Source organism: Desulfitobacterium sp. THU1, assembly GCF_038181555.1.
GTDB lineage: Bacteria > Bacillota > Desulfitobacteriia > Desulfitobacteriales > Desulfitobacteriaceae > Desulfitobacterium.
Genome location: NZ_JBBWUA010000011.1, coordinates 54,973 through 74,795, shown reverse-complemented (window position 1 = coordinate 74,795; position 19,823 = coordinate 54,973). Strand labels below are relative to the sequence as shown.

The 19,823-nt window shown below is 46.2% G+C and carries 18 protein-coding genes, 1 riboswitch and 1 other annotated feature; of the genes, 8 read left to right on the top strand and 10 right to left on the bottom strand.

Annotated features, from left to right (window positions below; translation table 11 throughout):
- Nucleotides 1-11: 11 nt before the first annotated feature.
- The 5 genes from AAC978_RS10585 to AAC978_RS10565 form a co-directional block, all read right to left on the bottom strand.
- The gene (locus tag AAC978_RS10585; protein ID WP_341548004.1) at nucleotides 12-449 is read right to left on the bottom strand and encodes a HutP family protein; all 438 of its coding nucleotides are present in this window, start codon (nucleotides 447-449) and stop codon (nucleotides 12-14) included.
- A gap of 263 nt (nucleotides 450-712) precedes the next feature.
- Complete coding sequence (locus AAC978_RS10580) at nucleotides 713-925, bottom strand: hypothetical protein (protein WP_341548003.1); 213 nt, start codon at nucleotides 923-925, stop codon at nucleotides 713-715.
- The gene (locus AAC978_RS10575; protein ID WP_015261367.1) at nucleotides 901-1,176 is read right to left on the bottom strand and encodes a phage holin family protein; all 276 of its coding nucleotides are present in this window, start codon (nucleotides 1,174-1,176) and stop codon (nucleotides 901-903) included. Before AAC978_RS10575 ends, AAC978_RS10580 begins: the two co-directional genes overlap by 25 nt.
- Before the next feature lie 3 nt (nucleotides 1,177-1,179).
- Entirely contained in the window at nucleotides 1,180-1,461 is a 282-nt protein-coding gene (locus AAC978_RS10570; RefSeq protein WP_341548002.1) for a hypothetical protein, read from the bottom strand.
- 293 nt (nucleotides 1,462-1,754) lie between these two features.
- A complete protein-coding gene (locus AAC978_RS10565; RefSeq protein ID WP_341548001.1) occupies nucleotides 1,755-2,900 on the bottom strand; it encodes an aminotransferase class V-fold PLP-dependent enzyme in 1,146 nt (381 codons plus the stop codon).
- Between the two features lie 217 nt (nucleotides 2,901-3,117).
- Here AAC978_RS10565 and AAC978_RS10560 point away from each other — a divergent pair, with 217 nt between their 5' ends.
- The 4 genes from AAC978_RS10560 (at nucleotide 3,118) to AAC978_RS10545 (ending at nucleotide 7,733) form a co-directional block, all read left to right on the top strand.
- Nucleotides 3,118-4,452 (top strand): O-antigen ligase family protein, encoded by a 1,335-nt coding sequence (locus AAC978_RS10560; protein ID WP_341548000.1) that lies wholly within the window; start codon nucleotides 3,118-3,120, stop codon nucleotides 4,450-4,452.
- Between the two features lie 79 nt (nucleotides 4,453-4,531).
- Nucleotides 4,532-5,524: a glycosyltransferase family 2 protein gene (locus AAC978_RS10555; protein ID WP_341547999.1), complete on the top strand. Its 993-nt coding sequence runs from the start codon at nucleotides 4,532-4,534 to the stop codon at nucleotides 5,522-5,524.
- Nucleotides 5,521-6,486: a glycosyltransferase family 4 protein gene (locus tag AAC978_RS10550; protein WP_341547998.1), complete on the top strand. Its 966-nt coding sequence runs from the start codon at nucleotides 5,521-5,523 to the stop codon at nucleotides 6,484-6,486. Before AAC978_RS10555 ends, AAC978_RS10550 begins: the two co-directional genes overlap by 4 nt.
- 95 nt (nucleotides 6,487-6,581) lie before the next feature.
- Complete coding sequence (locus AAC978_RS10545) at nucleotides 6,582-7,733, top strand: DegT/DnrJ/EryC1/StrS family aminotransferase (RefSeq protein WP_341547997.1); 1,152 nt, start codon at nucleotides 6,582-6,584, stop codon at nucleotides 7,731-7,733.
- A 175-nt stretch (nucleotides 7,734-7,908) separates the two neighbouring features.
- Here AAC978_RS10545 and sfsA read toward each other — a convergent pair whose 3' ends face one another.
- Nucleotides 7,909-8,589, bottom strand: a complete 681-nt coding sequence (gene sfsA / locus AAC978_RS10540; RefSeq protein WP_341547996.1) for a DNA/RNA nuclease SfsA — start codon at nucleotides 8,587-8,589, stop codon at nucleotides 7,909-7,911.
- Nucleotides 8,590-8,706: 117 nt separating this feature from the next.
- Here sfsA and AAC978_RS10535 point away from each other — a divergent pair, with 117 nt between their 5' ends.
- Together AAC978_RS10535 and AAC978_RS10530 are read left to right on the top strand one after the other, a co-directional pair.
- Complete coding sequence (locus AAC978_RS10535; protein ID WP_341547995.1) at nucleotides 8,707-9,246, top strand: cupin domain-containing protein; 540 nt, start codon at nucleotides 8,707-8,709, stop codon at nucleotides 9,244-9,246.
- A gap of 35 nt (nucleotides 9,247-9,281) precedes the next feature.
- Nucleotides 9,282-9,848, top strand: a complete 567-nt coding sequence (locus AAC978_RS10530; RefSeq protein WP_341547994.1) for a helix-turn-helix domain-containing protein — start codon at nucleotides 9,282-9,284, stop codon at nucleotides 9,846-9,848.
- Here AAC978_RS10530 and fdhD read toward each other — a convergent pair.
- The gene (fdhD, locus tag AAC978_RS10525; RefSeq protein WP_341547993.1) at nucleotides 9,840-10,652 is read right to left on the bottom strand and encodes a formate dehydrogenase accessory sulfurtransferase FdhD; all 813 of its coding nucleotides are present in this window, start codon (nucleotides 10,650-10,652) and stop codon (nucleotides 9,840-9,842) included. The two genes, AAC978_RS10530 and fdhD, sit on opposite strands and share 9 nt — an antisense overlap.
- Nucleotides 10,653-10,864: 212 nt before the next feature.
- Nucleotides 10,865-10,950: riboswitch (cyclic di-GMP riboswitch) on the top strand.
- A gap of 59 nt (nucleotides 10,951-11,009) precedes the next feature.
- Between fdhD and AAC978_RS10520 the strand changes: the two genes are divergently transcribed.
- Nucleotides 11,010-12,071, top strand: coding sequence for an HD-GYP domain-containing protein (locus AAC978_RS10520; protein WP_341547992.1), 1,062 nt, complete (start codon nucleotides 11,010-11,012; stop codon nucleotides 12,069-12,071).
- Between the two features lie 59 nt (nucleotides 12,072-12,130).
- On the opposite strand, the gene AAC978_RS10515 is transcribed toward AAC978_RS10520, so the two are convergent.
- Entirely contained in the window at nucleotides 12,131-12,394 is a 264-nt protein-coding gene (locus AAC978_RS10515; protein WP_341547991.1) for a CGCGG family putative rSAM-modified RiPP protein, read from the bottom strand.
- A gap of 143 nt (nucleotides 12,395-12,537) precedes the next feature.
- On the bottom strand, nucleotides 12,538-14,202 hold the full coding sequence (locus AAC978_RS10510; protein ID WP_341547990.1) for a 2-isopropylmalate synthase: 1,665 nt from the start codon (nucleotides 14,200-14,202) through the stop codon (nucleotides 12,538-12,540).
- Between the two features lie 104 nt (nucleotides 14,203-14,306).
- Nucleotides 14,307-14,590, bottom strand: a binding site (T-box leader).
- 180 nt (nucleotides 14,591-14,770) lie between these two features.
- Here AAC978_RS10510 and polC point away from each other — a divergent pair.
- On the top strand, nucleotides 14,771-19,162 hold the full coding sequence (gene polC / locus AAC978_RS10505) for a DNA polymerase III subunit alpha (RefSeq protein ID WP_341547989.1): 4,392 nt from the start codon (nucleotides 14,771-14,773) through the stop codon (nucleotides 19,160-19,162).
- A 194-nt stretch (nucleotides 19,163-19,356) separates the two neighbouring features.
- Here the strand turns inward: polC and AAC978_RS10500 are convergent, their stop codons facing one another.
- On the bottom strand, nucleotides 19,357-19,761 hold the full coding sequence (locus AAC978_RS10500; RefSeq protein WP_341547988.1) for a hemerythrin domain-containing protein: 405 nt from the start codon (nucleotides 19,759-19,761) through the stop codon (nucleotides 19,357-19,359).
- Nucleotides 19,762-19,823 lie beyond the last annotated feature (62 nt).

The following is a 19,823-nucleotide window of genomic DNA, read 5'->3' as shown; positions in this document are numbered from 1 at the left end:
TAAGAATTTGCTTACAAATGCGTATACCCTAAACCCACTCGACATCTCTCAGATAGAGCATGTAAGGAAGAACGTCCAAAGATGGCGATGGCGATCCAGTTTCGATTACTGGCAATCCCTACTTTAAGTTCATAATGAGTACAGCTATTATCCTGAACAAAAATTCCCTGACTCGCTTCTATAATGGCGTGGGTTATAGCGCATATAGCCTTCGGCTCCTTCTGGATTGCACCAGCATGGATTGCTTCTGCTATCACTGAATGAGTCAACTTCCCCGAGGGTTGTAAGTCATTATAGGTCCCACCTAATTCGGTTACTGCACAGTAGACATTTTGGGAAAGCAACAGCTTTCTTAACTCATTCATTTCTTCATGAGGTTCTGTTAAGGCTAAGGCCAGTGCAGTTCGTTCAAGAGAAGGCTTGGCTTGTCTTTGATTGTTTTCCGGCATTTTTTTCCTCCTTCCTAATTAAGCAAGGGCATTTGAGTTTCAGCGAAATGATTATCAAGGATCGATCGCGAAACTAAAAAAGGCGCCGTTTCAAGAAATCTACCCTAGATTCTTGACACGGCGCCTTTGCCTTATTGATTTGATGTTTATAAATTTATAGTAAATCAACAGAAATAACAAGAGGTTTTTGTGAAGAACACTGTATACATAGAGGACCTCATCAAGCATTAGGCTTGATGAGGTCCTCTACGGTTAAAATACTATTATAATGCTTTCTTAACGACCGTAACGGCGAGACTGACCAGACTCTCACGGGATTTTGCAGAATCAGCAGCGACCATCCCAGTCACAAAGCTCACTAATGTACATTTCAAGATATTATCTGCTAAGATTTGCTTCGGTTGAAACTTTGCCATAGACTCTCTAAATTGTTGCTTTGCCTCGACAACACTTAAGCTATTTTTTTCTTTGCGCAAAGAACCAACCCCCCTCCGAGGATTATTGCCACAAGGGCCACAGCAAATGCTGCCAAGAATGGTGGCATCAACAGACCTAAGCCGAGAAAACAGCCGTAAATAAACATTACGAAAGCTGTGATCGCTAATACCAGGGCGACAACAAGCAAACCGACCGCTATTAGTATCTTAAAAAGTTTGCTGCGGATATCTGCAAACTGCGCGTCAAATAAGTCGAGAAATTTTAGAATAACATCTGCTATAGTTTCCATAGCCTACTTCCTTTTCAGCAATTTCACGACGAGGAAACCCAATCCAAAGGCGATCAGTAGAGTTGCTAACGGATGTTCCTTTGCTGCTCCTACTCCTTTTTCTACGACCTTCTTACCTTCTTCACATGCTTTCTTAGCAACTTCTTCTCCAGTCTCGACTGGCTTTTGAACTACTTCCTTAACCACTTCGAATCCTAGATCAACTGCCATAAGGAGCGCTGCCTTCACATCGGATAAATCAATTGGATTTGCTTGTGTACTGGTTGTCGGTTCATTGGATTGCATCTTTTCTACCTCCTCTATTTTTGCTTACGACTGGCACTTTTGAGTCATCAGTGGGGTTGTCCAACAGCTTAAGGATTTTTGATCTTCTAGGTGACTAACTGTCAGACCGCTTGTCCAACTGAATAGTTCAAAATTTTGCCTTCCTTAGCGAATTCGGCAACGATGAAATCAGGCATCATTTCATCACCTACTAACGCTTGCTACTATTTTAGCAAAAATTCATATTATTTGCTACTATTAAGCTAAATTCTCTCTTGTAAAAATATAACTTTTACAAATCTCATCGATCTGCATCAGTTTCCCTGCTCACTAATTTTACGGATAGCTTCAATGCACGCATCGACCTCTTGGCTTGTATTAAAATAACCTAAGCTCAAGCGCACCGTTCCGTGTTTAAAGGTACCCAGGGTTCGGTGGGCATCAGGAGCGCAGTGTAGTCCTGGCCTTGAAGCAATGCCATAAAGCCTATCCAACAGATAAGAAACCTCCGAAGGCTCTCTTCCTTCAAGGTTCAGCGACAAGACGGGGGCTCTTTCTACCGTAGGCTCCGGACCATAGAGGATGACACTCGGAATCTTAGCTAAACCAAGCATGAGCTGGCGAATAAGGGAATTTTCCTTTTCGCGAATCTTTTCTAGCCCCTCTTGACGAATAAACTCTATTCCTGCCCCTAAGCCGGCTATGCCCGGCGTATTCAGGGTTCCACTTTCATAGCGTTCAGGGCTTTCCTCCGGTTGAAAGGGTTCTTCTGAGTTTGCGCCTGTCCCTCCCTCATTCAGAGTATCCAATTGCAAATCTTCCCTCAGATACAAACCTCCCGTGCCTTGCGGACCCAATAACCCTTTATGCCCGGCAAAAACTAAAAGGTCGATGCCCATAGCCTGCACATCAATGGGTAAAGAGCCTGCTGTTTGGGCCGAATCGACCATCAAGAGCACCCCCTTAGCCTTAGCAATTTTACCGATTGCCGAGATGGGTTGAATCACACCCAGCACATTTGAGGCATGGCTAAGCACAATCATTTTGGTATTCTCCTGAATGGCCGCCTCTACTTGCTGAGGATGCAGACCCTCATGTACTGAGGCCTGAAGCTTAGTCACTTCAACCCCTTTGCTGCGAAGCTTTTCCAGAGGCCGAGTCACCGCATTATGTTCAAGAGAGCTGGTAATGACATGATCACCGGGCTTGAGCAAACCCTTTAAACCAAGATTAAGTGCCCCCGTAGCATTGGGTGTAAAAACAACCTGTAGGGGATCCTCAATGTTAAAAAACTCGGCAATCTGCACTCGTGTTTCGAAAACGATCTGCCCAGCCAGCAAAGCCATCGTGTGTCCGGAGCGACTGGGATTCGCCCCTTTTTGACGCATACAGAGGTCTACTGCTTCATAAACAGACTCCGGCTTCGGCCAGGTTGTTGCCGCATTATCGAAATAGATCATATCTATACCACCTTCATCCGGTTAAGTATGCTAACTTCATATTATATATCATAATATGTTTAGCCCCTAAATGGCACCTCTATAGAAGAAAAACTTTGTGCTATCTAAATCAAAGTCTGCGTGCGAAAAAAAATGCCTCAAGCCCTTGCCCCGTCATGATTGTGTGATATAGTAATGTTTGGAGGTTTTTGTCACTATAAAACTAAGGAGGCGCATAATGAATTGGTTATTGCTTGCCCTAACCATAGCTGTCCTCATCTATCTCGGAGGCTTTCGACCTCAATGGCTCATCATTTTGCTGCTCGGAGCAGTAGCTCTCGACATCTCCAAGACATGGTATCCTGACATCCCCTTTCTCGGTAGTGCCCTAGGTATGATTACCTTGGCTCGCCTGACAACCTACGCTATCATTATTTCAGCCTTTCTGCATGTCCTGTTCAATAGTGATTACCGCAAACGCCTTGGTGAAATCTTTACTCAGCCCGTGACCTGGGCTATTTTGCTCTACTTCATCATTGCCGTGGTCAGCTATAAACATAGTTTTGATCAGTCAAGGACCCTTGTCGAAGGTCTCCGACTGTTAGTGTATATCGCCTTATACTTCTCGGTCGTCTTATTTACGCGTTTCCGATTTAATCCGTTATTTCCTTTGCATATTGTCCATCTCGTCGGCTTGGGACTGGCTCCGCTTACCTTCTATGAACGGCTGACCGGCCATCTTATTTGGCAGGATGTCAATGCCCTGGGCGATTATCTACGCGTTAACGCCACCTTTGTAGACCCCAATATCTTTGCTCGTTTTCTCGTCTTAGCTATTGTTGCCAATCTCATTTTGCAATATCTGGCCAATTCAGCATGGGAACGCCGCATTTATTTAGTCGGTTTATTTGTCCTGCTGGGTCAGCTCGTCATTACCATGTCCCGAGGAGGGCTTCTTACCTTAGCGGTCGTGATGGTCTTTATCCTCATTATGCTCCGTAGCAAGCGTATTGCGTTACCCGTGGGCATCACCGGAGGCCTTGGGCTTGGAGCCGTTCTTCTCAATCCGACCATGTTAGAACGATTCCTAAAGATTCAACAAGACCTTACTTCCGTCGGTTCCGAACGCCTTTATCTCATTAAAGTCGGAGTGCGCATGTTTCAAGATAATCCTCTTTGGGGGGTTGGGCTGGGAGCTTTTCAGACCCGGTTTCTGACCAATTATATTGATTATAAAACTGTAGGGGATGGGGTAAGCCTATCACACACTTCAGTGATTACCGTCATGGCTGAGCTAGGGTGGCTTGGTCTCATCAGCCTAAGCTTGCTGATGCTCAGTCTCATCTATGCCCTCTATAGCTTAAGCCAGAAGGTACGCCATACCTTTGTGCTTGGGATCGGTTATTTTGGTTGGATCTTGACCATCTTTGTCAGTGCTCAGATGGAAGCTCGCTTCTTTGAAGACCCTGTGCTCTGGGTGAGTATGGCTATGCTTGTTTCCTTGGTCATTAACAGCAAAGACGAGCATTTTATCTCCAACCGAAGCTTCCAGTATTACGATGCCCTCCGCTAAACTAGGTAATGGCCTGTAGTAAAACAGTGAAAACCATGGCAGAATAACAGTAGTCCTGATTTTGAACGGGGGATGCCTCTTGACTAGTGATGCTCAGCCGCTCGTATCCATCGTGATTCCGATGCGCAATGAAAAAGCTTATATTGATCGTTGTATTCAAACCTTTATCCAGCAGACTTATCCCCTCGAGCAGTTGGAGATCATTATCGTCGACGGTCAATCCACAGATGGTTCCCGGGAGATTGTGGAGGAGCTGGGCAAGCTCTATCCGGTTAAGCTATTAGATAATCCCACAGGGTTTACCCCCACCGGGATGAATATCGGCCTGCAGGCGGCCCGTGGAGAGATCGGGGTGGTCTTCAGCGCACATGCCACAGCTCATCCAGACTTTATTAAGAACAGCGTTCAAGCCCTGAAGAACACGAACGCAGCAGCTGTGGGCGGGCGCCTTATCAATCGCTCCACAGGAGAATTTGCCAAGCTAGCCGGCAAAGTCTTAGGGCATCCCTTTGGGGTCGGCAATTCTAAATTCCGCTACTCTGATAAGGCAGATTACGTGGATACTGTGGCTTATGGCGCTTACCGGATGGATGTCTTAAAGCAGACCGGTCTTTTTGATGAGCGTCTGATTCGCAATCAAGATATCGAACTGAACTATCGCCTCCGTAAGTTTGGCCACACCCTGTATTTTGACCCATCCATTGAATCCTATTATGCGCCGCGGGAAGATTTTACGCGCTTTGTGCAGCAGGGCTATGGCAACGGTTATTGGAATATCATCACTGCTAGGCTATGTGCACAGTCCCTTTCCTGGCGCCATTTCATACCCTTGGTCTTTGTGTTGGCACTATTGGGTGCGACACTCTTATCCATCCTTACTAGCCCCTGGTGGATCGCCCTCGTCGCCGGTCCTTATCTCCTCTTAGACCTTCTGGTCAGTATGCGCCTAGCCGGGAGCTTGCCGGAGTTTTTCCAACTCGTGTTGCTTTTTCCTAGCTTACATATATCTTATGGTTTTGGGTCACTGGTATCCTTAGTTAAACAAATTTTTACTGGAGTTGACAAACCATGAGTTTTAGCATCAGCCTTGCTCTAACGGTGATACTAATCCCTTTGGTAATTCGTTACCGAATTATTGATAAGCCTAATTATCGTAGCATTCACACCCGTGAAACTCCTAAAGCCGGAGGGATAGCCATTCTCCTCGGCTTACTGGGTGGACTCTTCATAAGCGGTCAAGGGACGGCTTTGCTGGCCTTGGTCCTGTTGATGGTGGGTGCCACTACCTTAGGCTTACTGGATGACCTAAAAAATTTAAGCCCCAATGCTAAACTCATTGCGCAATTAGCCCTCGCTTTGCTGACCACAGCCAGTGGCTATCAGTTTGTGCTCTTTGGCAACCTGCTGGACACGGCGATCACCGTCATTTGGATTATCGGGCTGATGAACGCCTTTAATCTCATTGATGGCATGGATGGTCTGGCCGGCGGCGTCGCGGGAATAGCAACGCTCATTTTCTTTGCCCTCGGAGTGCCCAGCCTAGAAACCATCGCTCTTCCGCTTCTGGGCGCAATCCTTGGCTTTCTTATCTATAACTTTCGACCCGCCAAAATATTTATGGGAGATACAGGCAGTATGCTCCTCGGCTATCTCTTGGCGGTGATGGGCATCCTTGTCCAGCGGAGCGCAGAGTCACCTTGGGTTGGTGGGGCAGTGACCTTACTTATCCTCGCTTATCCTTTATTCGATACCGCTTTAAGCATTATCCGCCGCAAAGCTAACCACAAGCCCATCTTTGCTCCCGACCGTAGCCACAGCTACAACCTGCTGATGGATCACTTGGGACTGGGTTATCTGACCACCGTTTTCACCGTTTATGGGGTGACGGCTTGCGGAGGCTTGTTAGGGTTCCTGACCTATACGCGTCAATCCCTTGCCTTAGCAGCAATCTCCTTGATAGTGGTCATTGCCACCATGATCATTTTCGTAGCTCGCTACCACCTTCTCGCTGAAAGCCGCTACGAAAAGCATTGAACTAAGAAGGTTGTAATTAAAAAGAATCTTAATCCACAAACCAAAACATATTTAATATAACGTAGTCTAAGGAATGCGTTAGGAGGAGAACACCTATGGAAACAGGAGCAGAACAACGAATTTACCTTTCATCCCCTCACATGAGCGGCGCTGAACAAGAGTATATCAGAGAAGCCTTTGCCACGAACTGGATTGCCCCTTTAGGCCCGAATGTGGATGCCTTTGAGCGCCAGGTGGCCGACTATGTCGGTACCCAAGGGGCTGTTGCCTTGAGTTCAGGGACAGCTGCTATCCATTTAGCACTTAAATACCTGGGGGTAACCCGCGGCGATTCTGTCATCTGTTCATCCCTCACTTTTTCCGCCAGTGCTAACCCCATCGTTTACGAAGGGGGAAAACCTGTTTTTATTGATGCTGACCCAGAAAACTGGAATATGTCAGCAAAGGCCTTAGCTCGAGCCTTAGAAGGACTTAAAAAAGAAGGCAAGCTGCCCAAAGCGGCGATTATCGTCGATCTTTATGGACAAAGCGCCCATCTGGAACCTCTTCTCGAGCTGCTCGAGCACTACCAGGTTCCAGTCGTCGAAGATGCCGCTGAAGCTCTCGGCGCCACCTATCAGGGTAAGCCCTGCGGCTCCTTTGGCGAATTCGGAGTCTTTTCCTTTAACGGCAACAAAATTATCACTACCTCCGGCGGAGGGATGCTTGTCTCCGACAATCTGAAGGCTTTGGATAAAATACGGTTCTGGGCTACCCAGGCCCGGGACAAAGCGCGGCATTATCAACATAGCGAGATTGGCTACAACTATCGCTTGAGCAATGTCTTAGCCGGTATTGGTCGCGGTCAGATGAAAGTCATTGACGAGCGCGTCAATACTCGCCGCGCCATCTTTGACCGTTACTATGCAGCCCTCAACAAGGTGGATGGCTTAGACTTTATGCCTGAAGCAAGCTACGGCCGCAGTAATCGTTGGCTGACCACCCTAACTCTCGACTCTGAAAAAACCGGTGTCACGGTCAATGATGTACTTATTGCCTTGGAAGAACATAATATTGAAGCTCGTCCTGTATGGAAACCACTCCATCTCCAGCCTGTCTTTAAAGATTGTCCTTATTATTCTCACGAAGAAGGGAAAAGCATCTCCGATGAGCTCTTTGCCAAGGGAATCTGTCTGCCTTCCGGGACGAATATGACCCTGGCGGAGCAAGACCGAGTCATTGAGATTGTGCGCGGGCTTTTGAAATAAGCTTCCTTTTGTAGATATCAATGCTCTGCTAATACACGCACTCTGACGATACGCATACTCTGATGATACACATAAAAAATAGCCAGCTGATTTTTATATCTGCTGGCTCTACTATTGCTCAAATTCACTATTGGATATACCTCTATTGCTTATGACCCATACGCAGCACTACCGCCTACAGTCTAACCTCCACAAAATCTCTGGCCTCGATGGATTCCTCCGTGACCAAGCAGTCCAGAGCCAGAATCTTCACCCCATGGTTCTTCGCCTGAATTAAGGCATCGGCAAAGGCCTGATGGGTCTTGGCATTGGGGGTAAAGTACTTGACATCCTTCATCTGGATGATAAACACAATATAAGCATCATACCCGGCATCGATTGCCTGACACAATTCGAGAATGTGCTTAACGCCCCGCTCCGTAGGAGCATCCGGAAAGAGTGCCACTCCCTCTTCCTCTAAGGTAACCCCTTTCACCTCGACATAGATCTTTTTTCGGGCTGTTTCCAAATAAAAATCAAAGCGGGAGCTTTGGAATTTGCTTTCAGGTTTCATCAACCGTAGATCTTGGAAATATTCCTTGGCTCCTAACCATTCCTGAAATACTTTATTCGGTACTTGGCTGTCCATATTGATCAGCCTTTCCCCCTTGCGGACCCCGATGAGATCAAACTTGGTTTTCCTATGCTCATAGTCCGCTTCCTGTACATAGACTTCGACTCCCGGAAGTAATAATTCTTTACAGCGTCCCGTATTCTTCACATGGCAGACTTCTTCCCTGCCGTTAATTTCTACCCTGGCGATGAAGCGATTTGGGCGAGAAATAAATTTTCCGGCTCTGATATTTTTGTAATGCATAGTTCTCCTTGTCAGTGTTCAAAAAATTTCGACAACATCCAACCTTATACTACTATATTTAGAGGAAATCAGGTATAATGACCCTAACTTGTTTGCAAAAAGTTAGGAGGAATCATTTTGGCGGATATAGGCTTGGCAATCCGCATGATACGCAAAAATCAAAAACTTAGTTTGAAAGATATTGCGGAGAAAACAGAATTAACCATCAGTCATTTAAGCCAAATCGAACGCAATTTGGCCAGTCCCTCCTTGGTTACCTTAGAGAAAGTCGCCTTTGCTCTAGGATTTCCCATCTCGAGCTTTTTCGTTAACCCCAAATTCACCTCAGAATACATACCCGAAGAAGCCCAGCGGACCATTCTCTTAAATGCCGGCATAACCCTGCGTTTTCTTATCAACAATAGCGTTCAAAATAGCCATTTAGGTGCCTATATTGCCAAGATTACCGAGCTTGGTGAGGATATCACAATTCACCATGGCGATAAATTCATCTTAGTCCTTGAGGGAGAAATGCGCTTTCACGTAGCACAGAGGGAATTTTTCCTTAGTAAAGGCGATACGCTTTATTTTAATAGCCTAGTCCCCCATTGGATTAGTGAGAAGTCTGAAGGAACTCTTAAACTTTTTGTGGTAACAACACCACCTGAAGTTTTTTAATACCCTACCTATCTAAACCTGGGAGGCGATCATTCTTGATTGAAGTCGGTGAATCCATTCGCGCCATACGTAAAAGACGCAATCTCACAACCACTCAATTAGCACAGCAATTGGAGTTGAGCAATGGCTATATCAGCCTCATCGAGAGAGATATCGTTAGCCCTTCCTTAGCTACCCTCAAAAGAATCGCTCAAATATTGAATGTTCCCGTAGAATCCTTCTTTCTCGACCCTGACTCCGAAGTGGTGTATAGTCATTTGAAAATGGATGAGCAAAAATTCCTGCATTCCGAAAATAAAAATTGGCGCCTACTCATCAACCCATCGCCGAAGGATCGGATAGGAGCCTATTGTGTGGATATGTCCGATTTGGATAAAAAAGTATACTCACATGAGGGAGTCGAATTGCTCTATGTCTTAGAAGGAGAAAGTCCCATCAATGTGGGAAAAGAGGATTACCACCTTAAAGCAGGCGATGCTTTATATTTCGATGCCTCGATTCTCCATTGGGATGCCAAGGACGTTGAGCTCCCGCGCAAACTGATTGTCGTGGTGACTCCTCCAGCGGAATTTCATTTTAACTCCACCAACATTTCAAACTGAGCCCTCTGCCTTGGTCACAACAATCCGCTCCCGGTGGGTATAAATATTCATGCAGTTTCTGCGAGCAAAGCCGATGACGGTAAGTCCCAACTCCTCAGCCAAGCGCAGGGCGAGGTCCGTGGGTGCGGACACCCCAACTAGAATAGGACAGCCCATCTTCGCTGCTTTAATCACAATTTCTGAAGAGATACGGCCACTAAAAACGATTATCTTTTGCGAAAGATCGACCTCATCCAAAAAAGCCTGGCCGTATAATTTATCCAACACATTATGCCGTCCGATATCCTCAGCATAATAATCCATCTTACTTCCGGAAGCCAGGGCACCACCGTGGACTCCTCCCGTAAGACGAAAAAGTTCTGAGCCCTCTTCCAGCAGATTAATATACTCGCTCACTTTTTGAGCAGAGACTTTTAATCCACTCTCAACCTTCTGGGCAAGTCGGGCATCGTTAGCAAAGTAAAATGTGCTTTTGCCCTTGCCACAGCAGGAAGTGATATAGCGTTTAAGAAAGAGGTCCTCACTTAAAGTACGCTCTGTCTTAGTCTCCACCCAGACAAAACCTTGCTTCGGATCGAAAGTAATCTTTTTAATTTGGTCAGGTTGATTAATTATACCCTCAGAGCAGAGAAAGCCTACTGCCAATTCCTTCCCTTGGCTGGGGGTGCAGACCATGGTCGCGAATTCTTTCCCATTGATATAAATGGTGAGCGCCTTTTCCACTGCAATATGCACTTGGGCTTCACACTGATCTGTTCCCACTATCTTAACAACAAGAGTTTCGCTTAAATTCCCCTGTTCCATAAAAAGCCCCCTCAAGGATAGATAACGTTCTGATTATTCTAACATAAATAAATATAGAATAGAAGAAAAGTACTCAATTGCACCAAGTATCTACTATCAATTATCATAAAATTTAAAATTTGTTTAAAATCCTGCTAACTCCTTGTTGAGAGAAAAATTTGCACTTATAATTAAGATATATATCATGCACGAAGCAGAAAACTGAAAATAAAGATCGACAATGGCAAACTTGGTGAAAACCAAGGACGCAAAGCTATGGGTCTTCCAGGAAACCCCTGATGATCGCCAAGCTACCGAACTCTTAAACTTTGAAGATTGTCGCCAAATTGGCGACTTTTAATTTGAAAGGAAGATAAAATGCGCCAGCTAAGCACCCACCGACTTCAAGAAGGAGATATTCTGGGTCGAACTATATATGCCAATGATGGACGAGTTTTATTAGGAAAAGGAATGGCACTTTCTGACTCTTACATCAATCGTTTAAATAAGCTTGGCATAAACATCGTCTACATTGACGATGAATTAAGTAAAGATATTGTGATCGAAGATGTTATTTCCGAAGAGCATCGTCGCGAGGCCATGTCCTCCTTAGATAACGCAGTACAAGCTGTTAAGGTCGGCAAGGATTTCGATGGCTTTTCGGCCAAAAAGTCCATTGATAATATCATTCAGGATATCCTTTTCCAGAAAGATATCTTTATCGGTTTAACCGATATGCGCACCTATGATAATCATGTTTTTGCCCATTCTGTGAATGTCTGCGTTCTCTCAACAGTACTTGGGAAGGCCCTCCAGCTTGACCACGAAAGTCTGCAAGGACTGGCGATCGGCGCCTTGTTCCATGATATTGGCACGGTAAAGCTACCAAAAGAACTCCTTAAGAAGCGAACGCCCTTTACCCCAGAAGAAGCCGAGCTTTACAAAACTCACACCACCCATGGCTTTGATATCCTGCGCACCAAGCGGGAGTTGAATTTGCTCAGTGCCCATATCGCCTTCCAGCATCATGAACATTTTAATGGCGACGGCTATCCCCGAAAATTAGAGGGGGATTCCATCCATCAATGGGCCCAAATTGTCGGCATTGCGAACTTTTATGATAACCTAGTCAATGACGGCCCCGGCCATACCCATATCGCGCCTTATGAAGCTTGCGAGGTTTTGATGGGCAGTGCCGAAAAATTCTTCCCTAAGGATCTGATTATTACCTTTCTTAAGCATATCGCAGCCTACCCGACCGGTTGTACCGTAAAATTAAGCACCGGTGAAATCGGCATCGTTGTGGATCAGAATAAAAGCCTCCCTATGCGTCCCATCGTCAGGGTTGTACTGGCAGATGACGACTTCTCAAATGCTCAAGCTAAAGAATACAATCTGGTGGAAGAGCGCACCCTTTTTATTGAGTCCATTTTGGAGTAATGCAAAAACGACCTTATCCTACTGTTGCAGTAAGATAAGGTCGTCTTTCTTATGGTTGTTTACAGCTTCCAAACACGCAGAACATAGCCACCGCAGCCGCATTGATCGATGAATTGATACTTAATGCGATCGCCAAATTGTTGGTCTAATAGTTCAGTCAAATAGTCAACCGGATTGCCAAAGCTGGCCGGTGTCACAACGTTGACGTAATAGCCTACACCCGTATCGGCTACCGCCGTTAAGGCATCCTTAATGACAAGGTCGCGATCATTTGCATAATCATCATGTTCCAGTCCCACCGAATAATTCATGTTTTTCATCATTATCCCCATCCTTACGTGAGTCTCCACTGCGTGGACATTGGAAACAAGTTAACTCATTAACTTCATATAAGAATGATACCATGAATGACTTGGGAGAACTGTGCTTCAAATCATAGTTTGGGATTAAATCGCATAGTTTGGATTTATTTCGCTTTCTTCATTGCATTAATCGCACTGATCAAGGCTTTCACCGAAGAAGTAAAGATGTCCATGTGGATGCCGCAGCCCCAGTGTAGCGCGCCATCGGGACCGGTGATGCTGACATAGGAAACCGCCTGTGATTTGGAGCCTACCTCCAGAGCATGCTCTTTATAGCTAAGGTTGGAGTAGGATAACCCCAGTTGGGTTTGGAGGACATTGCTGATAGCGTCCAGACGGCCCTCTCCTTTTCCTGATAACTCCAGAGTTTCATTATCATAGCGGATGGTGACGGTGGTGTAGAAATCTTCCTGTCCATTGAACCGGAAATTCACCAACTCAACGGGATGGTCGATATTGACATATTCCTTGACGAAAATATCTTTGATCTCTGCGGGCATCAGCTCCTTATGCAGCTGATCTGAGACACTCTTCACCTTATAGCCGAAGTCCTCACGCATCTTAGCCGGTAAGTCAAAAGCGTAATGCTGTTCCAGTAAGAAGGCAATGCCCCCCTTACCGGACTGACTATTGATGCGGATGACATCTCCCTCATACTCCCGACCAATGTCTTGAGGGTCGATAAGCAGATAAGGCACGGTCCAGTTGTTGCAATCGCGCTCTTCCCGATATTTCATACCTTTGGTAATGGCATCTTGATGGGAACCAGAGAACGCTGCAAAAACCAGCTTGCCGCCGTAAGGTTGACGTTCGTGGACCTTCATCCCGGTTAGCTTTTCATAGCCCGCGGTAATATCCAGCATATTTTCAAAGTTTAAGCCGGGGTTCACCCCATGGGAAAACATGTTGAGGGCCAAGGTCACGATATCTACATTACCCGTACGCTCCCCATTCCCAAACAACGTCCCTTCGATGCGCTGACCGCCGGCTAGCAAGCCCAGCTCTGCATCAGCTACAGCCGTGCCTCGGTCATTATGGGGATGGAGGGAGAGAATCACATTATCCCGATACTTGAGATGATCACTCATATACTCGATTTGACTGGCATAAACGTGGGGCATGGACATGGACACGGTTGCCGGTAAATTGATTATCACTTTATTCTCAGGGGTAGGTTCAAACACCTCAAGAACCTTATTGCAGATGTCCAGCGCAAATTCCATCTCCGTGCCGGTAAAGCTTTCCGGTGAATATTCAAACCGGAAGTTGCCCTCTGTTTTAGCCGCATATTGTTTCAGCAAGCGAGCACCACTCACCGCAATCTCGATAATTTCTTCCTTGGTCATCTTAAAGACCTGCTCCCGTTGGGCAACCGAAGTCGAGTTGTAGAGGTGGACCACGGCCCTTTTTGCTCCTTCTAAAGCTTTAAAGGTCTTCTCAATGATATGCTCTCTGGATTGAGTCAACACCTGAATGCTCACATCCTCAGGAATCAGATTCTGTTCGATCAAGGTGCGCAAAAAGGTATACTCCGTCTCCGAGGCCGCAGGAAAGCCCACTTCAATTTCCTTGAAGCCGACCTGCACCAGCAGTTGAAAGAACTCCAATTTTTCTTCCAAGCTCATGGGTACCACCAAAGCCTGATTACCGTCGCGCAGATCCACGCTACACCAGGTTGGAGGGGTCGTGATATACTCCAGTTGCGCCCATTTCAAAGAAGTTACGGGTGGCATAAAATAGCCCCGTTGATACTTATCACAATTTTTCATTGCCTATCATCCCTTTCTCATATCTTTGCTGTTGCAGAACAACACAGGGATTGTTCCCTACATATTCTGAATTGGAAAATAAAAAAATCCTTCATCTCTACAACCATAGAGACGAAAGACTTAACATCTTACGTGGTACCACTCTCATTCAAGCCTTACGGCCTGCGCTCCATAGATACGGATCGAAAAAGCTCGTCAGTTATCTTCACGCCCTTTGCGACCTTATATCCTCCTACTGTAACGGTTAGGCTCCGACTCCACCTACTCTTCTTCATTTCAGCGAGCTACTCCGAGGCGAGTTCGAATCCATCTCGGCCGCTGTTTTCCACCAACCAACAGCTCTCTAAACGCTCCGAAACATTCTACTAATCCTCATCAGTGTATTTACTATAGTATTATGATATTGTGTTTAATGTATTCTATAACAGCAACTTAAGCATTGTCAAGTAAAAAATATCTCCTTCTGTCCGAGAGGCTCTCATGTTAAAATGAAGATTGGATATCTAACAAAGATAGATAACATTGCGCATAGAAAACGACAGAGTATGGGGAGAATTGGGTAACAACGATGAAAAGAGTAAATGAAATTTTTAGCGAATACGAGGCTGGCTTTAACTTAAGCACTGCCCTTGTAAAAGCCGTGGTTTTAAAAGAAAAGAGCAAAGCGTTAGAGATGAGAATCAGCTCTGATCAATATATTGGCATCGAAGAAATTACAGCCTTGAATCAATTCATCCGTCAACGACTCTCCTTAGAGGATTCGGAGATCATCGTTGAGTATGTCGAGGGCACTTCAAAAAAACCCCTTGAGGCGGAGCTAAAAAATATATTGGGGATGTTGACTCGCAAACACCCTCTTCTCAAATCCGCCATCAATAACTGTGACTATGAAATCAGCGAACAGAGGGTTAATTTTAACTTTAAGATCGCGGTATCCTACTTACTTAAAGGTAAGGGTTACGACAAGATCATCCAAGAAGCCATCCAAAACCTTTATGGAGCAACCTATCAGATTCACTTTGTTGATCAGGTCAGCCCTGAAGAAGTCATTCGACTCCAAGAGGCCATTCAAGAAAGAGAAATGCAGCTGATCCAAGAGCAAGTGATGGTCTCCCCGGTTCAATCCGGCACCGCCTTTGGGGCTGTAGCACCTAAGGATGATACCGAAAAAAATCCAGAAGCAAGTGCCAAGGGAAAAGAAAAAACCAAGGCCAAAGGCAAAGCCGAAGCGGACAGCAAAAAAGGCGATCCCCAGCTGATTTTGGGCCGCAATGCAACCATTAAGGATAAAGTTATTAAAATCATCGATATTACCCCCGATGAGGGAAAAGTCGCTCTCCAAGGTGAGCTATCGAATATTGAGGCTAAGGAATTAAGAAGCGGCAAAACCTTGATTTCCTTTGACTTATATGATGGTTCGAGCTCCCTGACCTGCAAAGCCTTCCTCAAGCCCGGCGAAGATGGGGAGGTTTTAGCTCGCCTGCAAAAGACCAAAGGGGTCAAACTCTCCGGCAATGCCGGCTTGAGTAAGTTCTCCGGGGAAATCGAGCTAATTGCCAATACCATCGTCGAGATTGAAGGCCTCCGCAAGGTTGTTCGTCAGGACCGAGCCAAGGAAAAGCGCGTGGAGCTACACTTACATACCCAGATGAGTCAGATGGACGCCATGACCAGTGCCACCGACCTCATCAAGCGAGCCATGAGCTGGGGCATGAAATCCATGGCCATCACCGATCACGGGGTGGTGCAGTCCTTCCCCGAGGCCCATAAGCTCATCGGTCGGGATAATCCTGATTTCAAGGTAATCTATGGGGTGGAGGCCTATTTGGCTCCGGATAAAAAACCCGCCGTAGCACACCCCCTAGGCCAGTCCATCGATACGACTTATTGTGTGTTGGACTTGGAAACCACCGGTTTCTCTGCCGTAACGGAGAAAATTACGGAGATAGGGGCCATGAAGGTACAAGCGGGTAAGGTCATCGATCAATTCACCTGCTTTGTCAATCCTCAAAAGCCGATTCCAGCCCGGGTTGTCGAGGTAACCCACATCACAGACGATATGGTCAAGGACGCAGAGACCATCGACCAGGTCATGCCCAAGCTTCTCGATTTTCTGGAGGACTGCGTTTTGGTCGCTCATAACGCTGATTTTGATATGGGCTTCTTAAAGCATAATGCCAAGGTCTTAGGCTATGATTTTAACTACACCTACCTGGATACCTTAGCCCTGGCTAAGGAGCTTTTCCCCGAATATAAAACCTACAAATTAGGCCGGATCGCCAAAAATCTCGGTATTAATGTGGAGGTCGCCCATCGCGCTTTAGATGACGTGGATACCACGGTGAAAGTCTTCAATATCATGCTGGATAAGCTCAAGGAACGAGGTGCGGTCACTCTCGAGGATATCGACCTGATGGCAGCGGATGAAACAGCGAAGAAGGAAGAATATAAGAAGCTCAAAACCTATCATGCCATTATTCTAGCCAAGAACTATACGGGCTTAAAGAATTTATATAAGCTGGTCTCCTACTCCCACTTGGATTATTTCTACAAAAAGCCGCGAATCTTAAAGAGCCTTCTCAAAAAATACTCAGAAGGCCTCATCCTAGGCAGCGCCTGTAGCGAGGGCGAACTATTCCAAGCGATCCTTCTCGGCAAATCCACTGAAGAGATCGAAGCCATCGCGGAAGAATACGATTATCTGGAGATCCAACCCCTAAACAATAATGACTACCTAGTGCGCAGCGAACAAGTACCTAATAAAGAATACCTGATGGAAATCAATCGTAAAATCGTCGCTCTCGGTGAAAAGCTCCATAAACCCGTGGTCGCCACAGGGGATGTTCACTTCATCGATCCTCAGGATGAGATTTATCGGCGGATCTTAGAAGCGGGTCAAGGCTATAAGGACGCAGATGACCAGCCCCCTCTCTATCTCAAAACCACCGATGAAATGCTCGAGGAGTTCTACTATTTGGGCGAGGACAAAGCCTATGAGGTGGTGGTCACCAACACCAATCTCATCTCTAATTGGTGTGAGCCCATCAGTCCTATCTCTCAAGAGAAAGCCACCCCACATATCGAGGGCTGCGAGAATACTCTTAGGGAAATTACCTACAGCAAGGCCCATGAGCTCTATGGTGATCCCTTGCCAGAGATCGTCGAGAAAAGGCTGGAGCGCGAGCTGGATTCTATTATCAAAAACGGCTTCTCAGTCATGTATATCATCGCCCAAAAGCTGGTTTGGAAATCCAACGAGGACGGCTATCTGGTCGGTTCCCGGGGATCGGTGGGTTCTTCTGTAGTCGCCTATCTGACCGGGATCACCGAAGTCAACGCTTTACCCCCTCATTACCGCTGCCCTAGCTGCCACTACTCGGACTTCTCCGACCATGACCGGCGAATCGGCTTTGACTTGCCCGATCGAGACTGCCCTGAATGCGGCACTAAGCTCGACAAGGATGGCATCGATATCCCCTTTGAAACTTTCTTAGGCTTTAACGGCGATAAGGAGCCTGATATTGACTTAAACTTTTCAGGAGAATACCAAGCCAAGGCTCATAAATATACTGAGGTCATCTTCGGTAAGGGCACCACCTTCAAGGCGGGAACCATCGGCACCATCGCCGACAAAACAGCCTTTGGCTACGTGAAGAAATACTTCGAAGAAAAAGGCGGCACCGCCAACAAGGCAGAAATTGTCCGCATCGCCAAAGGCTGTACAGGTATCAAAAGAACCTCGGGGCAGCATCCGGGGGGCATCATCGTCGTGCCGAAGGGCCGGGAGATCTTCGAATTCTGCCCTGTTCAGCATCCTGCCGATGACCCCAACTCGGACATCATCACGACCCATTTTGACTACCACTCCATTGACCAGAATCTGTTGAAACTGGATATCCTGGGACACGATGATCCTACGGTTATTCGCATGCTGCAAGATATTACCGGGGTAGACCCGAAAACGATTCCCATGGACGATCCGGAGACCATGTCCCTTTTCTCCTCCACCAGAGCTTTAGGGGTCAGCCCCGAACAAATCAATTCTAAGGTGGGAACTTTCGGGGTCCCCGAATTTGGCACCCGATTCGTGCGAGGCATGCTTTTAGACACTATGCCCAAGGCCTTTGAGGACTTGATCTGTATCTCGGGACTTTCCCACGGAACAGATGTCTGGCTGGGTAATGCCAAAGACTTAATCGATGCCGGTACCGTGACCTTGAGTGAGGCTGTCTGTACACGTGATGAGATCATGACTTACCTGATTCGTAAGGGCCTGCCCCCCAATACCGCCTTTAAAATCATGGAGCTGGTGCGGAAGGGTAAAGCTTTAAAGGATGCCAAATGGCCGGAGTATGAAGCCCTAATGCGCGAGCATAATGTTCCGGAGTGGTATATCGATTCCTGCCGCAAAATCAAATACATGTTCCCCAAAGCCCACGCGGCAGCCTACGTGATGATGGCCTTCCGGATCGCTTGGTTTAAGGTCCACATCCCCTTGGCCTATTACGCCGCTTACTTCTCCATCCGCGCCAAAGCCTTTGACGCTGAATTTATGATCTATGGTAAAGAAAAAGTGAAGGCGAAGATGAAGGAAATCGAGGCCCTTGGCAATCAGGCGGCACCGAAGGACAAGGATCTCTTCGATGACTTGGAAATCGTCCTAGAAATGTATGAGCGCGGCTTCTCCTTCCTACCCATAGACCTTTATCAATCCCACGCCACGAAATTCCAAGTGGAGGGAAATGCCCTAAGACCGCCCCTAAACAGTATCTCTGGCATGGGAACGGTAGCTGCCGAAGGACTCTATAACGCCGCTCAAGAAAAACCCTTCAACTCCATCGAGGATGTAAAAAAACGCGGTAAGATCGGCAATTCCACCATCGATGTCTTGAAGAAATTCGATTGCTTCCAAGGGATACCGGAAAGCGATCAAATGAGCTTCTTTGATTTGATTTCATAAAAAATTATAGCCACGATTCGATAGTCTAGGTAGGCTCCCCTTTCGGTAACAGATTTATTGTTAATCTGCCTACCTTTGGGAGCACACCTTCTAAACCGAATCGTGGCCGTTTATTATCTCATGGACTTTTTAGGCCCATGGGCTCATCTTTGCATATTTCATATATTATTTTATATTTATTTTATTTGTTACTTTTAGATGAGCTGATATATTCTGCGATCTTCAGTGTCTAAACGTTTTGTCAAAGCTGAAATAATCTTTTTAGAAGCCTCTATAAATTGAGGGATATTCTCCTTAATTTTTACTGCAGACATATATGTAGTCTTATACTTCATGAATTCTCCCGCTAAGGTACCCATTTCCGAATAGAGCTGTTGTGCAGTCTTGCGCATTTCCTCATTTTCTGATCCTTTTAGGTTGGGATAGAGGTAATCATCCTCAGATTTTAAATGTAGGACCAGAACACCGGATAGCTTGCTTATCTTTAAGGACAGATCAAAGGCCTTTTGCTCCAGATTCCCAGAGTTAAGCTCTTGGTCAATCTCCTGAACAAGCTGGCGAATATTCGTATGTTGTTTTTTCAGTAAATCATGACTCATTTCTATTCCTCCCTAATGCACCGGGAAGCGATGCTTTATATCCTAATTTAAGGTTACCTTAG

Coding starts and splice junctions, on each gene's coding strand:
- AAC978_RS10585 (WP_341548004.1), bottom strand. CDS start 449: ATGCCGGAAAACAATCAAAGACAAGCCAAGCCTTCTCTTGAACGAACT.
- AAC978_RS10575 (WP_015261367.1), bottom strand. CDS start 1,176: ATGGAAACTATAGCAGATGTTATTCTAAAATTTCTCGACTTATTTGAC.
- AAC978_RS10570 (WP_341548002.1), bottom strand. CDS start 1,461: ATGCAATCCAATGAACCGACAACCAGTACACAAGCAAATCCAATTGAT.
- AAC978_RS10565 (WP_341548001.1), bottom strand. CDS start 2,900: ATGATCTATTTCGATAATGCGGCAACAACCTGGCCGAAGCCGGAGTCT.
- AAC978_RS10560 (WP_341548000.1), top strand. CDS start 3,118: ATGAATTGGTTATTGCTTGCCCTAACCATAGCTGTCCTCATCTATCTC.
- AAC978_RS10550 (WP_341547998.1), top strand. CDS start 5,521: ATGAGTTTTAGCATCAGCCTTGCTCTAACGGTGATACTAATCCCTTTG.
- AAC978_RS10545 (WP_341547997.1), top strand. CDS start 6,582: ATGGAAACAGGAGCAGAACAACGAATTTACCTTTCATCCCCTCACATG.
- sfsA (WP_341547996.1), bottom strand. CDS start 8,589: ATGCATTACAAAAATATCAGAGCCGGAAAATTTATTTCTCGCCCAAAT.
- fdhD (WP_341547993.1), bottom strand. CDS start 10,652: ATGGAACAGGGGAATTTAAGCGAAACTCTTGTTGTTAAGATAGTGGGA.
- AAC978_RS10520 (WP_341547992.1), top strand. CDS start 11,010: ATGCGCCAGCTAAGCACCCACCGACTTCAAGAAGGAGATATTCTGGGT.
- AAC978_RS10515 (WP_341547991.1), bottom strand. CDS start 12,394: ATGATGAAAAACATGAATTATTCGGTGGGACTGGAACATGATGATTAT.
- AAC978_RS10510 (WP_341547990.1), bottom strand. CDS start 14,202: ATGAAAAATTGTGATAAGTATCAACGGGGCTATTTTATGCCACCCGTA.
- polC (WP_341547989.1), top strand. CDS start 14,771: ATGAAAAGAGTAAATGAAATTTTTAGCGAATACGAGGCTGGCTTTAAC.
- AAC978_RS10500 (WP_341547988.1), bottom strand. CDS start 19,761: ATGAGTCATGATTTACTGAAAAAACAACATACGAATATTCGCCAGCTT.